Source organism: Snodgrassella sp. W8132 (assembly GCF_016100865.1).
Lineage (GTDB): Bacteria > Pseudomonadota > Gammaproteobacteria > Burkholderiales > Neisseriaceae > Snodgrassella > Snodgrassella alvi.
Genome location: NZ_JACFRQ010000001.1, coordinates 106430 through 127164, shown reverse-complemented (window position 1 = coordinate 127164; position 20735 = coordinate 106430). Strand labels below are relative to the sequence as shown.

Annotated in this window: 14 protein-coding genes; 8 read left to right on the top strand and 6 right to left on the bottom strand. The window is 41.7% G+C overall.

The genetic code is table 11. The features are described 5' to 3' along the window. The first annotated feature begins 2 nt into the window (after positions 1-2). From H3U82_RS00590 to H3U82_RS00580, 3 genes are all read left to right on the top strand, one after another. On the top strand, positions 3-1184 hold the full coding sequence (locus tag H3U82_RS00590) for an acetyl-CoA C-acetyltransferase (RefSeq protein WP_198208728.1): 1182 nt from the start codon (positions 3-5) through the stop codon (positions 1182-1184). A gap of 212 nt (positions 1185-1396) precedes the next feature. Next, on the top strand, positions 1397-3217 hold the full coding sequence (gene atoS, locus H3U82_RS00585; RefSeq protein WP_198208727.1) for a two-component system sensor histidine kinase AtoS: 1821 nt from the start codon (positions 1397-1399) through the stop codon (positions 3215-3217). A gap of 20 nt (positions 3218-3237) precedes the next feature. Then, positions 3238-4632: a sigma 54-interacting transcriptional regulator gene (locus H3U82_RS00580; protein WP_198208726.1), complete on the top strand. Its 1395-nt coding sequence runs from the start codon at positions 3238-3240 to the stop codon at positions 4630-4632. Between the two features lie 285 nt (positions 4633-4917). Here the strand turns inward: H3U82_RS00580 and H3U82_RS00575 are convergent, their stop codons facing one another. Beyond that, positions 4918-5703, bottom strand: a complete 786-nt coding sequence (locus H3U82_RS00575; RefSeq protein ID WP_198208725.1) for an exodeoxyribonuclease III — start codon at positions 5701-5703, stop codon at positions 4918-4920. Positions 5704-5779: 76 nt separating this feature from the next. On the opposite strand from H3U82_RS00575, the gene pyrE reads away from it, so the two are divergent. Continuing rightward, entirely contained in the window at positions 5780-6418 is a 639-nt protein-coding gene (gene pyrE / locus H3U82_RS00570; protein WP_100116478.1) for an orotate phosphoribosyltransferase, read from the top strand. 90 nt (positions 6419-6508) lie between these two features. Then, the gene (locus H3U82_RS00565) at positions 6509-7072 is read left to right on the top strand and encodes a DedA family protein (protein WP_025331318.1); all 564 of its coding nucleotides are present in this window, start codon (positions 6509-6511) and stop codon (positions 7070-7072) included. A 178-nt stretch (positions 7073-7250) separates the two neighbouring features. On the opposite strand, the gene H3U82_RS00560 is transcribed toward H3U82_RS00565, so the two are convergent. From H3U82_RS00560 to H3U82_RS00550, 3 genes are all read right to left on the bottom strand, one after another. Next, on the bottom strand, positions 7251-8399 hold the full coding sequence (locus H3U82_RS00560; RefSeq protein WP_078475350.1) for a porin: 1149 nt from the start codon (positions 8397-8399) through the stop codon (positions 7251-7253). Positions 8400-9278: 879 nt separating this feature from the next. Next, positions 9279-10376 (bottom strand): porin, encoded by a 1098-nt coding sequence (locus tag H3U82_RS00555; RefSeq protein WP_078475351.1) that lies wholly within the window; start codon positions 10374-10376, stop codon positions 9279-9281. A gap of 518 nt (positions 10377-10894) precedes the next feature. Continuing rightward, the gene (locus H3U82_RS00550) at positions 10895-13657 is read right to left on the bottom strand and encodes an Rne/Rng family ribonuclease (RefSeq protein ID WP_198208724.1); all 2763 of its coding nucleotides are present in this window, start codon (positions 13655-13657) and stop codon (positions 10895-10897) included. Positions 13658-14222: 565 nt separating this feature from the next. On the opposite strand from H3U82_RS00550, the gene H3U82_RS00545 reads away from it, so the two are divergent. Continuing rightward, positions 14223-15218, top strand: a complete 996-nt coding sequence (locus H3U82_RS00545; protein ID WP_100125763.1) for an RluA family pseudouridine synthase — start codon at positions 14223-14225, stop codon at positions 15216-15218. A 34-nt stretch (positions 15219-15252) separates the two neighbouring features. Here the strand turns inward: H3U82_RS00545 and galU are convergent, their stop codons facing one another. Both galU and H3U82_RS00535 read right to left on the bottom strand, forming a co-directional pair. Then, the gene (gene galU / locus H3U82_RS00540) at positions 15253-16134 is read right to left on the bottom strand and encodes a UTP--glucose-1-phosphate uridylyltransferase GalU (RefSeq protein WP_100125762.1); all 882 of its coding nucleotides are present in this window, start codon (positions 16132-16134) and stop codon (positions 15253-15255) included. Between the two features lie 169 nt (positions 16135-16303). Then, positions 16304-17953 (bottom strand): dihydroxyacetone kinase subunit DhaK, encoded by a 1650-nt coding sequence (locus tag H3U82_RS00535; protein WP_198208723.1) that lies wholly within the window; start codon positions 17951-17953, stop codon positions 16304-16306. Positions 17954-18397: 444 nt separating this feature from the next. Between H3U82_RS00535 and sppA the strand changes: the two genes are divergently transcribed. Then, positions 18398-19357 carry a signal peptide peptidase SppA gene (gene sppA / locus H3U82_RS00530; RefSeq protein ID WP_174830607.1) on the top strand — a complete coding sequence of 320 codons (960 nt, stop codon included), beginning with the start codon at positions 18398-18400 and terminating at the stop codon, positions 19355-19357. 259 nt (positions 19358-19616) lie between these two features. Beyond that, positions 19617-20678: a quinone-dependent dihydroorotate dehydrogenase gene (locus H3U82_RS00525; protein ID WP_198208722.1), complete on the top strand. Its 1062-nt coding sequence runs from the start codon at positions 19617-19619 to the stop codon at positions 20676-20678. Positions 20679-20735 lie beyond the last annotated feature (57 nt).

Genomic DNA, 20735 nt, shown 5'->3' with positions numbered 1-20735 from the left:
TTATGACAAAAACCGTAATCGTCAGTGCTGCACGCACCGCCATCGGCAGTTTTAATGGTTCACTTGCCTCTGTCAGTGCCATTAATTTGGGGAAAGTTGTTATTGACGAAGCTTTAAAACGTGCTGCACTGGATGCCGGTGCGGTAAATGAAGTGATTATGGGTAATGTGCTTCAGGCCGGACTGGGACAGAATCCTGCCCGGCAGGCTGCACTGAATGCAGGTATTCCCAGCAGCGTACCGGCTTTTACTGTAAATAAAGTATGCGGCAGCGGACTTAAATCAATTGTACTGGCCACACAAAGTATTTTAACCGGTGACAATGATATTGTTGTCGCCGGCGGTATGGAAAATATGTCTCAGGCACCCTATCTGCTTGGCAGTAAAGCCCGCTGGGGGCTGAAAATGGGTAATGCCGAACTGTACGATACCATGGTGAATGACGGATTAACCTGTGCTACCAATCATTACCATATGGGAATTACCGCAGAAAATATTGCTGAACAATATTCTATCAGCCGTGAGGAACAGGACGAACTGGCACTGCGTTCTCAAAAGCTGGCTACGGAAGCTAATAACAATGGTGACTTTGAAGCAGAAATTGTTCCAGTCACCATCAGCTCACGCAAGGGCGATATTATCTTTAAACAGGATGAATATCCCAAAGCAGACAGCACGGCGGAAGGTCTGGCAAAACTCAGACCGGCGTTTAAAAAAGACGGTACAGTGACTGCGGGTAATTCTTCCGGTATTAATGACGGTGCCGCTGCTCTTGTGCTGATGTCTGAAACCAAAGCAAAAGAATTAGGCTTAAAACCACTGGCATATATTCGCAGCTATGCTTCTGGCGGCGTTGATCCGAGCATAATGGGAATGGGTCCGGTACCGGCAACCCGGCTGGCTTTACAAAAAGCAGCACTGCAGCTGTCTGATATCGATTTAATCGAAGCAAATGAAGCTTTTGCTGCTCAATTCCTCGGTGTCGGACGCGAGCTGAATTTTGATATGGACAAAACCAATATTCATGGTGGTGCCATTGCCCTGGGTCATCCTATTGGCGCCAGCGGTGCACGTATTCTGGTTACCCTGCTTTATTCCATGCTTCATTGTGATAAACAGCTGGGACTGGCAACATTATGCATTGGCGGCGGACAAGGTACGGCTGTTATTCTGGAACGCTGTTAATGATAATCCGGTCAAACTAAGAGTAATGTCTGGTTAACAGACCTATGATTAGGTTAAACAGTCAGGTGGTAATGAGTTTATCCGATATCGCCTGACTTGTTAATTTGCATAATTCATCTGATAATTTAAAATTAATTCAGATAAATATTTTGGCTGTGTACCAGCCGGATATTAAAAATATTTTATTGATAATTATGGATATTTGAGCACTTATGAACACTAGCTTCCTTCAGCGCCTATATCCGGAACGAATCAGTGCCCGTATCTTTTTACTGGTGACTTTCCTATCCTGTTTTTCAATTTTTGTCTGTGCCGTTCTAATTGATAAAGAAGGGCGCGAACTTCTCAGACAGGAAAAAAGCCATAAACTTTATGCCATTACCAAAACTCTGGATTTGCTTTTAGGTGATGCTTACCAGCAGGTGGATAAAAGCCTGCCCCGAACACAACAAATTACCCAGCTTAATCAGTATCTCTCTCCTAAAATTGAACCGCTGCTGAAAAACATGCCGAATATTGCAGCCGGTTATTATCATAAACAATTAGATGCCATTGTGTTGTATGCCCCGCAGTCAGCCTATGGTGTGAATGTTGGTAAATCTATTCCGGCTGAGCATAAAGGGCGTGAAGTCATGGCCAACGGCCGGCATATGATTGAAACCGGACAGCAAGTCCGCGGCAATATCATGAATGCCATGATTCCCATTGTGCGCAATAATCAGATAATTGGCTATATCTGGGCTAATGAAACTTTGGATGACATTGAAAAACAGGCGTTTGTATTTGATAAAAATGTCATTATTATCAGCCTGATCTGTATGCTGAGCTGTATTTGTATTGCTTCTGTTTTATCCAGAAAACTGAATACTGATATCAATATAATCAAACAAGGGCTGGAAAAACTCCCCTTCTCGCTGGACAGTCGTCTGCCAGTTATACGCGGTGAGCTGAATGAAATTGTCAGCGGAATTAACAGTCTGGCCGAAAAGCTCAGAAAAACCAAAACCATCAACGAGCTGATTCTGGAAAACACACTGGATGCAGTTATTACTGTGGATAATAATGGCTTTATTACCATGTTAAATCCGGCTGCAGAAAAAATCACCGGCTATCAGCTGGAACAAGTCCTTGGCCGGCCATATTCAACCATAGTTGATGATAAAAATTTTCAAAGTCCTTTACTGGATACTTTATATAATGGTATCGATCATGTCGGTGTGGAAGTAGATTTCCCGGTTGCCCGGCAAATTATCCGAATCTCAGCCAGCACCAGCCATCTGAAAGATTATCAGGGCAATATTATTGGTGCCGTCGTTATTTTTAAAGATATCACCGAACGGGAAGAAGTAGAAAAGTTAATCCAGCAAACCGAACGTCTGGTGGCACTGGGCGAGCTGATGGCAGGCATTGCCCATGAAATCCGCAATCCGCTGGCTGCAGTACGCGGTTTCGTGCAATATCTGCAAAATGATTTACCCCGTGCTGAGCAAAATGAATATCTTGAGATTATTCTGAAAGAAGTGGATTCGATTAATCAGGTAATTCAGCAGCTACTTGATTTCTCAGTACCCTCAAAAAATTATTATGTTTCGGTGCAATTAAACGACCTGATTAATGAAGTGCTGGTACTGGTTAATTCATCTCACCGCTCAAATAACATCGTCCTGACTCTTTCATTAGCCAGCCAGTTACCGCCATTGTATCTGGATAAAGAATTAATCAAACAGGCAATACTGAATTTATTAATCAATGCCATTCAGGCAGTCAGTGATCAGGGCAACATTGAAATCTCTACATTATTGTCTGCTAACCAAAAGTATCAGTTAATCCGGATAAAGGATGATGGTGAAGGCATTAAAAGCGAAATAATGGATAAAATCTTTACACCATTTTTTACCACTAAAATTTCTGGTACCGGACTGGGTCTGGCCATGGTAGAGAAAATAGTTTCCTCACATAAAGGGCAAATTAGCATTAAAAATAATGAGCACAGCAATGGTGTTACGGTTGAAGTAGCACTTCCCGTTAACTGATACACAATAATCCGGAATTTATGTCAGAAAAAATCTTAATTGTCGAAGATGAATTAAATCTGCGCAAACTGTTATCTATTTTTTTATCGCAGGAACATTATCAGGTTATTGCTGTTGATAATGCAGAAGACGCTATTGAAACCTTAGAACAGCAGCCGGTTGATTTAATTTTAATGGATAATCGCCTGCCTCAGATGAGCGGGCTGGAAGCACTGAAAATAATTAAACAGAACAATACGGATATATCCATCATCCTTATGACCGCCTATGCCGGTGTGGATACGGCGGTAGAAGCATTAAAACTCGGTGCAATTGACTATATTGTCAAACCCTTTGACCTGAATGAACTCAAAGCACTGATAAAACGTACTCTGGAGTTGAGCAAAGCTAAAAAAGAGGGAATGGATTTATCGCCAAAAATAGAATTATTCAGCTCGGATAATAAGGGTCATATTCTGACTAACAGCCCGAATATGATGGAACTGTGCCGCAATATTGCCAAAATTTCACAAACCAAAACCACCGTATTAATTACTGGTGAAAGCGGTACGGGTAAAGAATTAGTCGCCAAAACCATTCATTATTACAGTACCCGCTCAACCGGCCCGTTTATCAAAGTAAACTGTGGTGCATTACCGGAAACCTTACTGGAAAGTACTTTATTCGGGCATGAAAAAGGATCATTTACTGGTGCTTATCAACGCCAGATTGGTTTATTTGAGCGGGCACACCAGGGGACACTTTTTCTGGATGAAGTAGCTGAAATGTCAACCAATCTTCAGGTTAAGCTTCTGCGGGTAATCCAGGAAAGAGAATTCGAACCAATCGGTGGCAGCAGATTAATTAAAACTGATTTCAGGCTGATTGCCGCTACCAATCGTAGCCTTCAGGATATGATCAGCACTGGTGAATTCCGCGAAGATTTATTCTACAGACTGAACGTAATGGAATTAAGCTTACCACCCTTACGTGACCGGAAAAATGATGTCATGCTACTGGCGCGCTATTTTGCCAATCAGTTTTGCCATGAAAATAATAAGGAGTTACTGGATTTTTCGATTAGTGCGGTAGAAGTACTTAATCAATACCCATGGCCGGGCAATGTACGTGAACTGTCTAATGCCATCGAACATGCAGTAGTCATGTCTAACGGACTATTTATCTATCCGCAAGATTTGCCCGCACAAATTATTGCTCATAAAAAAACACCAGATTTTCATCCTGATTTTAGTGAAGATGAACAGCTGGGTGCCACCTTGAAAGAAAAAGTCAAAATTTATGAGAAGGAATTAATCATTAATGAATTGAGACTGAATAACGGACACCGGGAAAATACTGCCCGCTCTCTAGGCGTCAGCAAAAGAACATTATTATATAAAATGCAGGAATACGAGATTGTAGAGACCATTAATTAAATCACATTAACTCAGTTCCATGAATACCGGTTCCTGATATTCCCATATTTATTACCACGGCAAATATCAGTCTGCCATCAGACAATCAATATACAGGCGTTTACTGAACGCTTTATACGGATGCAATTAATGTAGCGATGGGAAATAAAATTTATCATAAACGGATAAAGCATGCAGCCCTACCCGCTTCTGCCTATTCACTGGCAGCCGGATTAAATATATTACTGGTTACGCAGGCTACCTGCTGATCAGATTGTTATATATGACAGCCGAAAACCAATTGCATTACTTTGTGCACATTATTTGATAGTCATAATCAACAATCAAAGGCGCATGATCAGAAAATTTTTCTTCTTTATAGATCGTAGCAGTTTGTGCACAGGCAGCCAGTGCTGGCGTAGCCATCTGATAATCAATACGCCAGCCTACATCTTTGGCATAAGCCTGCCCGCGATTGCTCCACCAGGTATAACCGGGAATCTCAGGATACAGCGTACGCCAGATATCCACCCAGCCAAGCTCATTGATAATCTGGCTCAGCCATTCACGCTCTTCCGGCAAAAAACCGGAATTTTTCAGATTGCCGCGCCAGTTTTTTAAATCAATATTCTGGTGCGCTATATTCCAGTCGCCACAGATTACGATATCGCGCTGTAAGGCTTGTAATTCGCGCAGAACCGGTAAAAATTTATCCAGAAAACAGAATTTAGCCTGCTGTCGCTCTTCCGAACTGCTTCCAGACGGCAAATACACAGAGATAACACTGAGCTTGCCAAAATCAGCACGTACATAGCGGCCTTCATGATCAAAATCTTCCCATCCTAAGCCGATTTGCACATCATCAGGCTGCTGTTTACTGTAAATTGCCACACCACTATAGCCGCGTTTCACTGCGGTATGCCACGCACCATACATACCCAGCGGATGCTTCATCTGCTCAGTCATATCCGCTTCCTGGGCTTTTAATTCCTGAACACATACAATATCAGCCTGTGCCTGCGCCAGATAATCAATAAAACCCTTACTGGTAGCTGAACGTATTCCGTTTACATTGGCTGAAATAATACGCATCGGCATGTCCTTTCGATTAATGATAAAATTTACATCTTAAAATTTTTAATCTGCCATTTTACCATTAAGGATCATTATGTCTGATTTCCGTCAGGATTTTCTGCACTTCGCTCTGCAACAGCATGTTTTAAAATTTGGCCAGTTCACAACCAAAGCCGGCAGACAATCACCTTATTTTTTCAATGCCGGACTGTTTAACGATGGCTATAGTATTCTGCAATTGGCACGTTTTTATGCACGCTCGATTCTTGCCAGCGGTATTGAATTTGATATGCTGTTCGGACCGGCCTATAAAGGCATTATTCTGGCCGCAGCAACAGCCATGATGCTGGCGGAAGAAGGGCGTAATGTACCATATGCCTATAACCGTAAAGAAGCAAAAGACCATGGCGAAGGTGGCGTACTGGTTGGTGCACCGCTTAAAGGTCGTGTACTGATTATAGATGATGTTATTTCAGCCGGTACTTCCGTACGTGAATCGGTTGCCATCATCCAGCGTGAAGGCGCGGTTACCGCAGGTGTAGCCATTGCACTTGACCGCATGGAAAAAGGTCAGGGAAATCAATCCGCCGTTCAGGAAGTCGAACAACAGTATCAAATACCGGTAACGGCCATTGCCACATTGGAAGATTTACTGCTGTTATTAGAAAATGATTCAACACTGGCTGATTATCGCCAGCCGGTAGCTGATTACCGTCGGCAATATGGCGTGTAAATTTTGTCTGGTTCTGGCAAAACAGATTGCCAGAACGGTTCAAACAACATTATGTTTAACAAATGATTTCTTTCTAACTTTATTAAACAGATGAATGTTGAGCAATTACTGAATCACTATGGCTATCTGGCTATATTTATCGGCAGCATTCTTGAAGGTGAAACCATATTGACCCTGGCCGGCTTTTTCGTACACAAAGGCTATTTGTTATTTTTACCTTCAATCCTGTGCGCGGCAGGTGGCGGGATGCTGGGTGACCAGATATGTTTTTTGCTCGGCCGTTATTACGGTAAACACCTATTGCAGCATTTCCCTAAACTGGATCCGATGGTAGCCAAAACCGATCGTTTGCTGTGTAAACACAGCTCTGTCATTATTATCGGAGTACGCTTCATGTATGGTTTGCGTATTGCCGGCCCGATTGCCATCGGTATGAGTAAAGTAACATTCCATCGGTTTCTGTTATTTAATGCATTGGGCGCTTTACTCTGGGCAACCATTATCGTTAGTTTTGGTTATCTGTTCGGACAATCAGCGCAATGGCTGTTTGCAGAGTTTCAACAATACACGAAACTGCTCTTTGTTGTTATTCTGATAGTAGCTGTATTTGCTTTGCTGATATACTGGTATATCAAACGGCATCGTAATAAATAAAACAGAAACAAAAACGGCTTTTAAGTAAAATCAGTAATTAAATAATTATGCAAATCTGATTGCAGATACAAAGTACAAATGTATTTTATTTCAATAATTAACTGGTTAGATTTACCGGATATAAAAAATAAACCCCGCTGCTGCGGGGTTTATTCTAAAATCAGCTAACAAAGCCTGATTAGAAAGTATGTTTCAGACCAACACCAAATGCAGTAGTTTTATTTTTACCTCTGCTTTCGTTCAGTTCATTGTAGCCGTTACCCTCACGCAACCAGCCAGCCTGTACATTAGCAGTAGTATGTTTAGAGAAATCATAATCAGCACCTAATACGATCTGATCGTATTTGGTATTTTTCATTTTATCGCCATCCAACTTAATGTCCCAGCCATGGGCATAAGTGAATTTCGGAAAAATATTACCAAAGTGGTAACCAACAGTCAGAGCAGCTTCCTGTCCCTGATTATCCCAGGTTACATTATGATCACCAACATTCATGGTGATTAAGTTACCCTGCTCATTTACGCCCACAGGAATAGAAGCACCTTTTAAACCATTGAAATAAGAACTGGTATTTTTGGTATATTGGTAACCTACACCTACAAACAGATTATTAGCATCATAGCCGCCTTCAACGCGATGTACCTGACCGTCTTTTAATTTAGTGTTACCGGATTCAGTCATTATAGCTGCTGAATTTTTCAGATAATCGAAACCATATTTTGCAAAATATCCGGCATTGCGATAATTCAGACCGATACTGTATTTATCGCCGGCACCCATACCATAATCATACTCACTGTTCCGATCACCGCCATTTACATTATCACGCGGAGAGTATAATGCATTAAATTTGAAACCAGCCCATTCCGGAGAATCGTAAGCAATACCTACATAACGCTGACCGGTACGGGTAAATTTACCTAAACCCAGCACTTCATTGTTGTATTCCCATGGATCTACTGTATCCATATTGGCCTTCATCTGATTACTAATGCGACCGGCACGAACAGTACCGAATTCAGACTGAAAACCAATGAAAGAATCACGATTAGCCCAGCCATCAGCTTTACCATTACTATTACCCAGATGGATAGCAGACTCAACCTGCCAGATAGCTTTCAGACCATTACCTAAATCTTCAGAACCCTTGAAACCGATGCGTGAACCATAATCAGCTATACCATTCTGGTACGGACCACGGCTGTCACCACTGGTTTTAGTAGAAGATACTTCATAGCCTGCTTTCATTTGGCCGTATAAAACAACATCTGCCATAGCAACAACCGGCAAAGTGGTCAAAGCCAAAGCAATCAGGTTTTTATTCATTACTGTATTCCTAGTCTCAACGTCAAAAATACAAACTTCAAAAACCAAATGAAGAGCTTTTGAAGTTTTACATCAATCGCCATTACGACGAGTGTGCGGAATATACTGGTCGGGTAATAAAAAAGCAAACCACTGATTCTAATTATTGATTCAGGTAATTTTCCTCATTAAAGAATAGGTAAAATAAATATTAGAAATGTATTTAAATGCTGATAATATTCTTAGATACTATAATAATAGTAACTAAAAAAAACACTAATTGACTTTAATAAATATTAAAAATACATTTTTTATATTTCAGAAAAGAATTGTACAGAAAAGTCATTTACAACAACCGGAGAATTAATTTATAAATATCCTTGACCGGAACCACAATACTTATAAACCATTTTTTTATGGTATTCAGTTAAACCAGTACTATTAAGATAAATATCAATATTCTTAAATGGTTTGTTTTTTTGAATTCTTATTAATTTCTGAACTTCTTTACAAATAATTCTTGAATTCAAATGATAATTTATACCGGTATATGCTCATTACTATGTAATAATTCAGTAATATCAATATTTATATTTTTTATAAAAATAATAATTTCTATTTAGTTGTTTCTGTATCAATAATTTATCAGAGTATTTCCATACATATTTGTCTAGAAATGATTTATTCGGATATAACATTAATCATTAGGTTTCGATGTATTCGTATTGAAATTCTGAAAGGAATACCGAGAATGAAATGTAGAAGAACCAGCTGTTAAATAATTTGGGATAGCATTTTATTTATATTGTTAAAAAATTAATCCCTGACTGAAGAACAAACTTAACTGTTCTTCAATCAGGGATTAGACTCAAATACTAATCAGTAAGAGTTAAATACTAATTAGAATGTGTGTTTCAGACCAACACCGACAGCGGTAGTTTTGTCTTTACCAAGATCTTCGCCGTTACCTTCACGCAACCAGCCTGCCTGTACGTTAGCAGTAGTACGTTTAGAGAAGTCATAATCAGCACCTAACACAACCTGATCGTATTTGGTGTTTTTCTGTTTGTCACCGTTAATTTTTACATTCCAGCCATGAGCATAGGAAATTTTCGGGAAAATATTACCAAAGTGATAACCAACAGTCAGAGCTGCTTCCTGTCCCTGGTTGTCCCAAGTTAAATTGTGGTCACCAATGCTACCAACACTTGCTTCTTTTAAACCTCTGTAGTATGAAGTAGTGTTTTTAGTGTACTGATATCCAACACCTACAAACCAATTATTGGCATCATAACCACCTTCAACACGGTGTACCTGACCATCTTTCAGATCTGTTGTCAGATCATCATCTACTTTAACAGCAGAATTTTTCAGGTAGTCAAAACCGTATTTAGCATACCAGCCAGAGTTTTGGTAGTTCAAACCAAGGCTGTATTTCTCACCAGTACCGATACCAGCTTCGTACTCAGCAGGACGATCACCACCGTTTACATTATCACGCGGAGAGTACAATAAGTTGAAGCTGAAGCCAGCCCATTCCGGAGAATCGTATGCAATACCTACATAACGGGCATCAGTACGGGTGAATTTACCCAGACCCAATGCTTCATTGTTGTATTCCCATGCATCAACAATGTCCATATTAGCATTGATCTGGTTGCTGATACGACCGGCGCGAACAGTACCGTATTTAGTTGCCAGACCTAAGAAAGAGTCACGGTTAGCCCAACCATCAGATCCGCCATTGCTATTACCCAAATGAATGCGGGATTCAACCTGCCAAATAGCTTTCAGACCGTTACCCAGGTCTTCAGAACCTTTGAAACCGATACGTGAACCGTAGTCACCAATACCATTCTGGTAAGGACCGCGGGTTTCACCACTGGTTTTAGTAGAAGAAACTTCATAGCCTGCTTTCATTTGGCCATACAAAACAACCTCAGCCATAGCGGCAACCGGCAAAGTGGTCAAAGCCAAAGCAATCAGGGTTTTTTTCATTGCTGTATTCCTTTTCTATGTCGAAAAAACAAACTTCAAAAACCTAATGAAGAGCTTTTAAAGTTTTGCATTAATCGCCGCATTAGCGATTTCATGGCTGTCAATATAATGCTTTAGTTGCAAAAAAACAAATTCATTTGCAAACACACAACACTTTTGACCAATCCTGCTGCGGCAAATAATAGGTAAATAACAATATTTTCAATTATATTCAATGAATTATATATAAAATAATCCATTAAAATAAAATATTTTCAGTTTTTAAAAGTGTTGCACTTTTTCAACACAATAACTGAATTAAATAATCAGTCTGAGCAGCTATTGTATCAGAGGTAACTTATTGTCACCTGTGCAAAATACGTTCCAATAACTGCTTAATTGGTTACCAGTATTATATAAATTAATAAGTAATTTATAAATATCATTCTTAATTCAGCATGATATTTTCTCAGAAGCGCTGATGGTATTCATACAAACGAAATACTAATCATTTAGCTACCAAAAGCGCGCACATCTGTCTATGCTCTGGTTTCAACCTGCTCCAAGGCCGCCGGTGTCACAGCAGCAGCATCTGCCTTGCTAAGCATAATATCTTTACGCCGCAATTTAGGCTGCTCCAGAACCGGCTCTGCATCTTTACCGGTTAAAACTGTCTTATCCGCACTGGTCTCAACCAGTATCAGCCCGCCTTGTTCAGCAATACGGCACAAACTGTTATCTGCATCTGTGCTGGTAATCATTATTTCAGGCTCAGTTGTAATCGCCTCCTGAGTCTGAATAATAGTTTCAGTACCAACAATATCTGCTTTATCAACGGCAGATAATTGCTGCTCAGTTTCTAACTGCGCCAGCACATGTGTAATAGCCAGCTTTGCCTGTGCTACTGCATTTTGCACGATTACATCATGAGTTTCACTCAACGTATTCGGTTGCGCTGAATAAATACTAATACGATGAATATCTTTTTCAGGATTGAGTACATGCTCAGCAGTTAACTGTATTTGCGCAGTAATAGCAGCAATATCAATATTTCGACTTATTTTTCTGGCAGAAACAATGTAGTTGCGTTTTTTCTTACCATTCTGTCGACGGCTGTTTTTATCATGCCGTGCTTTATGCCGTTCATTTTTCGATCCAGTATCTGTCAGAGTAATAATCAGAGGATCTCCGGTCTGAGTTTCGTCAACCGGATTAATTATATTAACCTGTTGCACAGGCATTTCATTTTTGCCTGATGTCCGCTGACGACGTCTGCGCGAGGTATTCTGCTCCTGTTTAAAAGTATTTTGTTCCTGAACTGAATCAGCTACTGTATCTGCCTGTGCAGTTGCATATCTGTCAGCACGCTTTTCTTCACGCCGGTTACGATTCTCATTGGCTGACCGGTTAGTTATTGCCGGATCAGTTGATACTTTATTGTCATTGGTACTATTACCTTTGGAGGCTGAATCAGTATTTTTAGCCAGCCGGCCGGCACGTGCCTGACGGCGTTCTTGTGTCTGGGATTTCTGATTTTTTTTCTGATGCGTGGTTTTGACAGTTTTTTCTGCTACCGTACGATCTGATGCAGCAGATTCAACCGCTTTTCCACCCAGCAGATTACCCAGCCAGCCAGTCAGTTTTTTCCACATACCTGCTGATTCAGTTTTACCTGCAGCGGTCTTCTCAATAAGCGGAGCAGGTTGAGTATGATGAATTCCTTTAACAGCCGCCTCTGGCTTAACCGGTTTATTCTGACCAATAGAAAAAGGCAGTTCGCCTGTATTTTCCGGTTCCTGTACCTGATGGTAGCTGGGAACGGTATTTTCTTCGACATTATCAGTACGTACACGGGTCACGCTGTAATGCGGATTTTCCAGATGAATATTCGGAATCAGCAATACACATACATCAAGGCGTTCTTCCAGACCAAACAGTTCAGCACGTTTTTCATTCAGCAGAAAAGTAGCCACATCTACCGGTACCTGTACCCGTACTTCGGCAGTGTTATCCTTCATTGACTCTTCCTGAATGATGCGCAGGATATGTAATGCAGTTGATTCAATACTGCGGATAAAGCCAGTGCCGGCACAGCGCGGACAAATGGTATGACTGCTTTCTCCCAATGATGGTTTCAGGCGTTGTCTGGATAATTCCATTAAACCAAAGCGGGACAATTTAGCCATTTGTACCCGGGCACGGTCTTTTTTCAGCGCTTCACGCAGGGTAATTTCTACATCACGCTGATTTTTACTGTTCTCCATATCAATGAAGTCAATAACTACCAGTCCGCCCAGGTCACGCACACGCATCTGCCGTGCAACCTCTTCAGCAGCCTCCATATTGGTTTTGAAAGCAGTATCTTCAATATCCGCACCACGGGTTGCTCTGGCAGAGTTAACATCTATGGATACCAATGCTTCGGTGTGGTCGATAACTATAGCACCACCGGATGGCAAAGCAACTTCACGCGAAAACGCAGACTCAATCTGCTGCTCTATCTGAAAACGGGAAAACAGCGGAATATGGTCGGTATAATGCCGCAACCGGTTAATATAGGCTGGCATCACATAAGACATAAACTCACGAATTTGATCATACACTTCCTGAGAGTCAATCAGAATTTCCCCGATATCCGGCTGGAAATAATCGCGAATGGCACGAATAAGTAAGGAACTTTCCATAAACAGCAGGTAAGGCTCACTATGCTGCTGTGCCGCCTGCTCAATTGCCCGCCACAACTGAATCAGATAATTAAGATCCCACTGTAATTCTTCGGTACTGCGTCCAATACCGGCTGTACGTGCAATCAGGCTCATTCCGCGCGGTGTATCAAGCTCACTCATTGCCTGCTTGAGCTCCTGCCGGTCTTCTCCTTCAATACGACGGGAAACACCGCCGCCACGCGGATTGTTCGGCATCAATACCAGATAGCGTCCGGCCAGACTGATAAAAGTGGTCAGAGCTGCGCCTTTATTACCGCGCTCATCTTTTTCCACTTGTACAATGACTTCTATACCTTCTGAAAGTACATCCTGAATCCGGACACGACCACCTTCATAATTCTGAAAATAGCTGCGTGAGATTTCTTTAAATGGTAAGAAACCATGACGGTCTGTGCCATAGTCTACAAAACATGCTTCCAGAGAAGGTTCGATACGGGTGATGACACCTTTATAGATATTGCCTTTACGCTGTTCTTTCCCCAGCGTTTCGATGTCAAGGTCAAGCAGACTTTGTCCATCCACAATAGCCACACGCAGCTCTTCAGCCTGTGTAGCATTGAATAACATTCGTTTCATGAAAACCTCGTTGTGTGCACTGACGAGGCGTTGTAATTAGTATTTGACACCCATAGCCTTGCCCGATTAAGTCATTCGCGGCAAACTAAACAGGCTTTCATCATAAAGAAGGTGTAAAGATCATATCCGCCATTCAGCATCATAATTCCTGCTAAACAGGGTGTGTCCGGTATCCGATCAGTATGGATTGGACACTTAACTGGGGTAGCCATTCTTCTGTTATTCTGTCAGGTGCTCGGGCACATTAGCGGCTGCGTTTTCAGGTTTTGTCCTGCCTGATCACGTCTGAAGCCGTGGCTTGCCACCTGATGGAGTCAAACTTAATCACTAACCCTTGCTGCTGACGGCTGGTCAGCAACACGGGGAAATACGCCTGCAACAGTGCGTTTTTCCGGTAAATACGTTAACATTTCATTATTTACAGCCAAATTGCGCTTTCAGGCACTTTTTCAGCTTCGGGCAAAATGCGGCCATTTTTAGTTCAGTTCAGTCTGCCAACACGATATTTGGCCATGACCACTGATGACTTTTATTTATTTATAAAAGCTTACGGATTATAAGCAATATGACGGTTTTAAGCAAAGATTCAGTGCAGTTTTTATCTGTCTGTGCAGAAAGTGCCGGTCAGAGACTGGATAATTATTTAATACGGGAATTAAAAGGAGTACCGAAAAGTCATATTCAGCGCATTATTCGTAGCGGAGAAGTCCGGCTGAACAAAAAACGCTGTAAAGGAACAGACCGGATTCAGGTCAATGATGAGATCCGTTTACCTCCTATTCGCATTGCAGCCAGACACGCATCCGCAACAACTCTGGCTATTCCGGCTCAGGAATTTACGGTTGTGTATGAAGATGATGTATTACTTGTGATTAACAAACCAGCCGGTATTGCTGTACATGGCGGCAGTGGTATCAGTTTTGGCGTCATTGAGCAGCTGCGCCGCGCCCGCCCTGAGTCCCGTTATCTGGAGCTGGTTCACCGGCTGGATAAAGATACCAGCGGCTTGCTGATGATAGCCAAAAAACGCAGTGCTTTGGTCAAACTGCATGAATCAATCCGCCAGAATCATCCGCATAAAGTGTATCTGGCTCTGGCCATTGGCAACTGGCCGGAAAATATACGGCAAGTTAAACTTCCACTGCTGAAATATACCGGTGCACAAGGGGAAAAAATGGTACGTATCGCCGGCAATACCCAGGAGGGACAACGGGCACATACGCAGTTCCGGATACTGCAACGTTATGCAGGCGAGCAATTACATCATATGGGCATCAGAGCATTAACACTAATGGAAGCGACACTTAAAACAGGCCGCACCCACCAGATACGTGTCCATATGCAATCACAGTTATGCCCTATTGCCGGAGATGAGCGTTATGGTGATTATCAGATAAATAAGCGCCTGCAAAAAACCGGGCTGAAAAGAATGTTTTTACATGCTTCTGAATTAACGCTGACTCATCCGGTTAGTGGCGATATTTTACAGCTTACCGCTCCTTTACCGGATGATCTGCAACTATTCCTGAATCATTTGCCAAAAACATCCGGCAAAATATAATCGATGCTTATATCTATCTGTGTATCTGCCTGCATCAAAATGCTTGCTGCTGCAGCCATTGTCTGAGTGCGGTACCGCATTGATTGTGACGCAGACTATATTCAATGAAAGTTTTCATATAGCCAAGTTTGTTACCGCAATCATGTGAATAACCCTGAATCACAAAAGCATCTACAGCTTCCTGCTGCATCAGGGCGGCGATGGCATCGGTAAGCTGAATCTCGCCTCCTGCACCGGGCAGTGTTTTTTCCAGCTTAGACCAGATACCGGCTGAAAGTACATAACGGCCAACCACAGCCAGATCAGACGGAGCCTGTTCTGTTGAAGGTTTTTCGACAATAGCACTCATCCTGATGCTGTTTCCAGAATCAGCCTGCTGACCATTACAATCAACAATACCGTATTTATTAACTTCACTCATCGGTACACGTTCAACCATAATCTGACTGCGCTGTGTAGTCCAGAACTGTTTTAGCATTGCAGCCAAATTATCTGTAGCCAGATTACAGGCTTTTTCATCTATCAGCACATCTGGCAGTAAAACAGCAAATGGTTCATCACCAATAACTGAACGTGCACACAGCATTGCATGACCCAAACCTTTGGCTTCACTTTGACGGACTTGTATTATTTGCATTCCACGAGGTAATACATTTCGGATTTCATCCAATAAAGTCATTTTACCTTTGTTCTGCAACTGTGTTTCCAACTCAAATGCTGTATCAAAGTGGTTTTCAATTGCTGCTTTAAATGCATGGTTAACCAGAACAATTTCATTAATTCCTGCAGCAGCACATTCCTGAACGATATATTGAATTAATGGTTTATCGGCCACAGTCAGCATTTCTTTTGGAATAGCTTTTGTGGCCGGCAACATACGTGTACCCAACCCTGCTACAGGAATCACTGCTTTCATCTAATTCAATCCTATCAAAATAGTATAAATATATTATTTAAAATAATATTATTTTAAAACAAAAAATTACCAGCTTAATTTAACATAAAATATGTCATAGATATTACCCGTTTATTATTCAGAATCAAAATTAATTTATGAGTAATATCTAAACACTTTAACCTTCATTTTACAGCTTAATCTGTAACTTACCCAGTGCAGTAAACACCTCAGCCACTGCCACTGCCCCCGGATCAGGCACTCCGGCGAGATTTTGCTGATTAACGTAAGATGAACGCCCTGCTCCGGCTTTATGTATACCAGCAGTTTTTTCTGCTCCCTCTCTGGCTGCCTGTATGGCGGCAGAAAAATTCCAGTTCTGCCATGCATCTAACGCCGGTTGTAATGCATCAATCAGAGTTCGGTCACCTATATCTGCACCACCATAATGTTTCATTTGTGCCAGCCCGTTTAATAATGCATCTACCAGCGTACCGCCTGTCTGTAGTTTCTGACCGGCTGCGGTGAAAAAGATAGACATTAATACCCCGCTTGAACCACCCATAACAACAGACAGTCGTTCGCCAATGCACAGCAACAGTTGAGGCAAATCATTTAACGGTAGGTGTTTTTGTGCCAGCTGCGAGGCTATAGCATGAGCAGCATGAGCAAATGTACTTCCAGTATCGCCATCACCTACTTTTGCATCCAGAGCATTAAGCTGATTTTCCAGCCGGATCAAAGTATCAGTAATGACAGTAATATATTCTGCTATCCGGGCATTTTCGGATGGAATATAAACTGACTGTTTATATTCAGTTTCACATACTACGGTTTTTAGTGGCTGTAAAACTACGGGTTTCTGCCATCCCTGTGTTTCTACGGGCGCATTAAGTGCCTTACTAAAGTAATCGTTCAGCTTAAGCAAGGAAAGTGAAAAACCTTTCATATCCAAGGAAGTTACCAGTGATGCAGGACCAATCAGTAAATCTGTCTGTTTACTAATAGCTGAATGCGCTAACTCACGTGTCAGTACGGCCATTTCTAGCGCAGACACACCGCCCAGATTATTAATTAAAACAGCAAAACGGCCTGCCCCGGCTGACTTTGATAATGCCTGAACCAGTGTATCGATCAGTATTTTGCTATTGTGTGTATCCTCTACTGAAGCACCCGGTTCGCCATGAATACCCAGACCAAGTTCAACCTGTCCAGCTTTAATTCGTCTTTCTTCTGTATAGTCCGGTAAATTACAGGTTTGCATGGCTACACCTAAGCTATACAGATTGTCACAGGTTTGCTGTGCTATCTCGCGTACCTGAGATAAGGATTTACCTTCCTCTGCCGCATAACCTGCTATCTTATGCACCAGTACTGTACCGGCAATACCGCGGGGTTGTCTGTTTTCCGGCAGAGAAATATCATCTGCAACAATAACCATCTCCACATTTATCCCATGACTTTTAGCCTTTTCCGCCGCCAGTCCGAAATTCAGCCGGTCTCCGGTATAATTTTTGACGATTAACAAACAACCCTGTTCTCCCGTTACTGCCATAATTGCGCTAAATACCGCATCGACGCTGGGCGAAGCAAATAAATCTCCGCACACTGCTGCAGTTAACATACCTTTGCCAACAAAACCGGCATGTGCGGGCTCATGACCGGAACCACCGCCGGAAATAACTGCTACTTTGCTTTTCTCCCAGTCATTACGCATCACTACCCGAATTGCCGGGTCCGTATCCAGCCTGACAAGGTTACCTTCAGGTGCGGAAATAATTAAACCCTCAATCGCCTCATTAACCAGTTGTTTACGGTCGTTAAAAAAGAATCTGGACATGATTTTCCAAGTTTTAATTACAAAATGACAAACATGAATGATGCTGAATACAGACTAAGCACATTAAACGGACTAATCGATTTCATCCTTCGAATATACAGATATCAGTACCAACAGACTCAGCTTCAGTTTCGATACAATGTTTAAATTTATCTATAAAATACAGTACCGGATGTAGTACAACAACTTCCTTTATTCTATTGTTTCAGCTTACTAACTATCGTCTGATTTAACTTGCTCCGGCTAATAGCTGCGCTATTATAATTTAGACACTCATACAGATAAAGCTTGACCCGAATTCTTAAACAATAAGAACATAGACAAATATTAATTCAGATATAATTAGATTCCGGTTTAATTTCAGATATAAACCACTTTACACAATCAACAGAGCTGACAGAAGCAGAATAGACTGACACAGACTAACAGCAGAGAATAAAGCAAATGACAATCAAAATTAATGGATCAGGGTCGACAAATGGCAATCCTGAAAAAAATAGCAGCTGGGAACGCAATATGCTGGAGAAGCTGTTACTTGAAGTATACCGCGAACAACGGCGCAATCGAATTTGGCGCTGGGTCTGGCGATTACTCTGGCTGTGCATTATTATTTTTATCATTACAGCAGCGATGGGAAGTTCAATACCCAATAGCCCGCACACAGCGGTCATTGATCTGAGTGGTGTGATCAGCAGCGAGAATAATCAGGCAGAATTATTACGTAAAAGCCTTAAAACAGCCTATAAGAATAAAAATGTTAAAGGCATTATCATTCGTGCCAACAGCCCGGGCGGTTCACCGGTCATTTCCAGTATTGCCTATGAAGAAATCCGACATCTGAAAGCAAAACATCCGAAGATACCTTTATATGTTGTAACTGAGGATATGTGCGCCTCCGGTTGTTATTATATTGCCAGTGCTGCAGATAAAATTTATGCAGATCCGTCCAGCCTTGTCGGCAGTATCGGTGTTATTGGCAGCAGTTTTGATTTTACAGGTCTGATTGACAAACTTGGAATTAAACGCCGGGTAAAAATAGCCGGCAACAATAAAGATATGGGCGATCCATTTGTGCCGGAAACCCCGGAACAGGCGGAAATCTGGCAACAAATGCTAAGCAGTATTCATAAGCAATTCATTCAGGCGGTGCAGCAGGGGCGTGGTGACCGGTTAAAAGTTGCTGATAATCCGGACATATTCAGCGGTCGTGCTTATACCGGTGAAGAAGCTAAAGCAGTCGGACTAGTAGATGATTTTGGCAATATTTACACAGTTGCCCGCGATGTTATTGAAGCTCCGGAACTGGTAGATTACACTGCTGAAACCAGCTGGAAACGCTTCGGACGAAGCATAGGCAGCACATTACAGCAGAATTTTCAGGGTATGGCTGACAAACCATGGTGATATCCGGCTATAACCGCAATAATGAACAGATATTCTGATTATTATGCCCGTTTATGCTTTCTGCTCTAAATTACAGAACCATAAACGGGTATATTGTTATATATCATCAGATGAAGAGGTTATTGTTATAAAACATAAAATATTTATCAGCAGCAATTAAATAATTTATTCACCTACGCATACCGAATTTGATTATTTTCCACCCGAATTGATAGTGTTGTTGGTTATAATATTTCTTCCTTTTTCAATCATCAATATCATGTATCCTATTATTAAACCATTGCTATTCAGACTGGATCCTGAAAAAGCCCATTACCTGACATTAAAATCGCTGCAATGGTTACATCGTTATCATTGTGGTTTTTTACTGGGATGCAAACCAAGCTTCTCAATCATGCAGAAAAATACCAATAGTATTTTTCCTGACAACAATACTACAACTCTGATGGGACTAACGCTCCCCAATCCTGTAGGACTGGCTGCCGGTCTAGATAAAAATGGTGAATATATTGATGCACTTGCTATGCTGGGATTTGGTTTTATAGAAGTAGGCACTGTGACACCTCTACCTCAGGCAGGCAATCCTAAGCCGCGGTTATTCAGATTACCAAAGCAACAGGCAATTATTAATCGTATGGGCTTTAACAATTATGGTATTGATACTTTAATCAATAATATTGCAAATAGCAGGTATCGCGGCATATTGGGGATTAATATTGGCAAAAATGCTGCCACACCGATTGAAAAAGCAGTGGATGATTATCTGATTTGTCTGGAAAAAGCCTACCCGCATGCCAGTTATGTCACTGTTAATATTTCTTCACCCAACACACGTGATTTACGCAGCCTGCAAAGTGCCGGAGAGCTGGACAGATTATTAAACCACCTCAAAAACCGTCAGGCCCAGCTGGCTACTCAGCAAAGCCGCTATGTGCCTATTGCCATCAAAATTGCTCCTGATCTGGATGAAGAGCAAATTGAAGCCATTGCAGAGGTTGCATTGAATACTCAAATAGACGGAATTATTGCCACCAATACTACTATAGACAAAACTCCTTTGGGTACGCATAAATTTACTCAGGAAACTGGCGGGTTGTCTGGTCATCCCGTACAGACACAGAGCAATTACGTTCTGAATCAGTTATCTGCACACATTAATTCGCAAATTCCACTTATCGGTGTAGGGGGGATTACAACCGGTGCGGATGCCACAGAAAAAATCCGTCTTGGTGCCTCCGCCATCCAGTTGTATTCAGGTCTGATTTTTCGAGGTCCCCGGTTAGTTGCCGAATGTATCAAGAGCTGCTCACAGTTAAAATAATGTATCCGCTATTACAGTAAATACTACAAATTTAAGTTTTATATTTATTTGCAGACT

Coding starts and splice junctions, on each gene's coding strand:
- H3U82_RS00590 (WP_198208728.1), top strand. CDS start 3: ATGACAAAAACCGTAATCGTCAGTGCTGCACGCACCGCCATCGGCAGT.
- atoS (WP_198208727.1), top strand. CDS start 1,397: ATGAACACTAGCTTCCTTCAGCGCCTATATCCGGAACGAATCAGTGCC.
- H3U82_RS00580 (WP_198208726.1), top strand. CDS start 3,238: ATGTCAGAAAAAATCTTAATTGTCGAAGATGAATTAAATCTGCGCAAA.
- H3U82_RS00575 (WP_198208725.1), bottom strand. CDS start 5,703: ATGCGTATTATTTCAGCCAATGTAAACGGAATACGTTCAGCTACCAGT.
- pyrE (WP_100116478.1), top strand. CDS start 5,780: ATGTCTGATTTCCGTCAGGATTTTCTGCACTTCGCTCTGCAACAGCAT.
- H3U82_RS00565 (WP_025331318.1), top strand. CDS start 6,509: ATGAATGTTGAGCAATTACTGAATCACTATGGCTATCTGGCTATATTT.
- H3U82_RS00560 (WP_078475350.1), bottom strand. CDS start 8,399: ATGAATAAAAACCTGATTGCTTTGGCTTTGACCACTTTGCCGGTTGTT.
- H3U82_RS00555 (WP_078475351.1), bottom strand. CDS start 10,376: ATGAAAAAAACCCTGATTGCTTTGGCTTTGACCACTTTGCCGGTTGCC.
- H3U82_RS00550 (WP_198208724.1), bottom strand. CDS start 13,657: ATGAAACGAATGTTATTCAATGCTACACAGGCTGAAGAGCTGCGTGTG.
- H3U82_RS00545 (WP_100125763.1), top strand. CDS start 14,223: ATGACGGTTTTAAGCAAAGATTCAGTGCAGTTTTTATCTGTCTGTGCA.
- galU (WP_100125762.1), bottom strand. CDS start 16,134: ATGAAAGCAGTGATTCCTGTAGCAGGGTTGGGTACACGTATGTTGCCG.
- H3U82_RS00535 (WP_198208723.1), bottom strand. CDS start 17,953: ATGTCCAGATTCTTTTTTAACGACCGTAAACAACTGGTTAATGAGGCG.
- sppA (WP_174830607.1), top strand. CDS start 18,398: ATGACAATCAAAATTAATGGATCAGGGTCGACAAATGGCAATCCTGAA.
- H3U82_RS00525 (WP_198208722.1), top strand. CDS start 19,617: ATGTATCCTATTATTAAACCATTGCTATTCAGACTGGATCCTGAAAAA.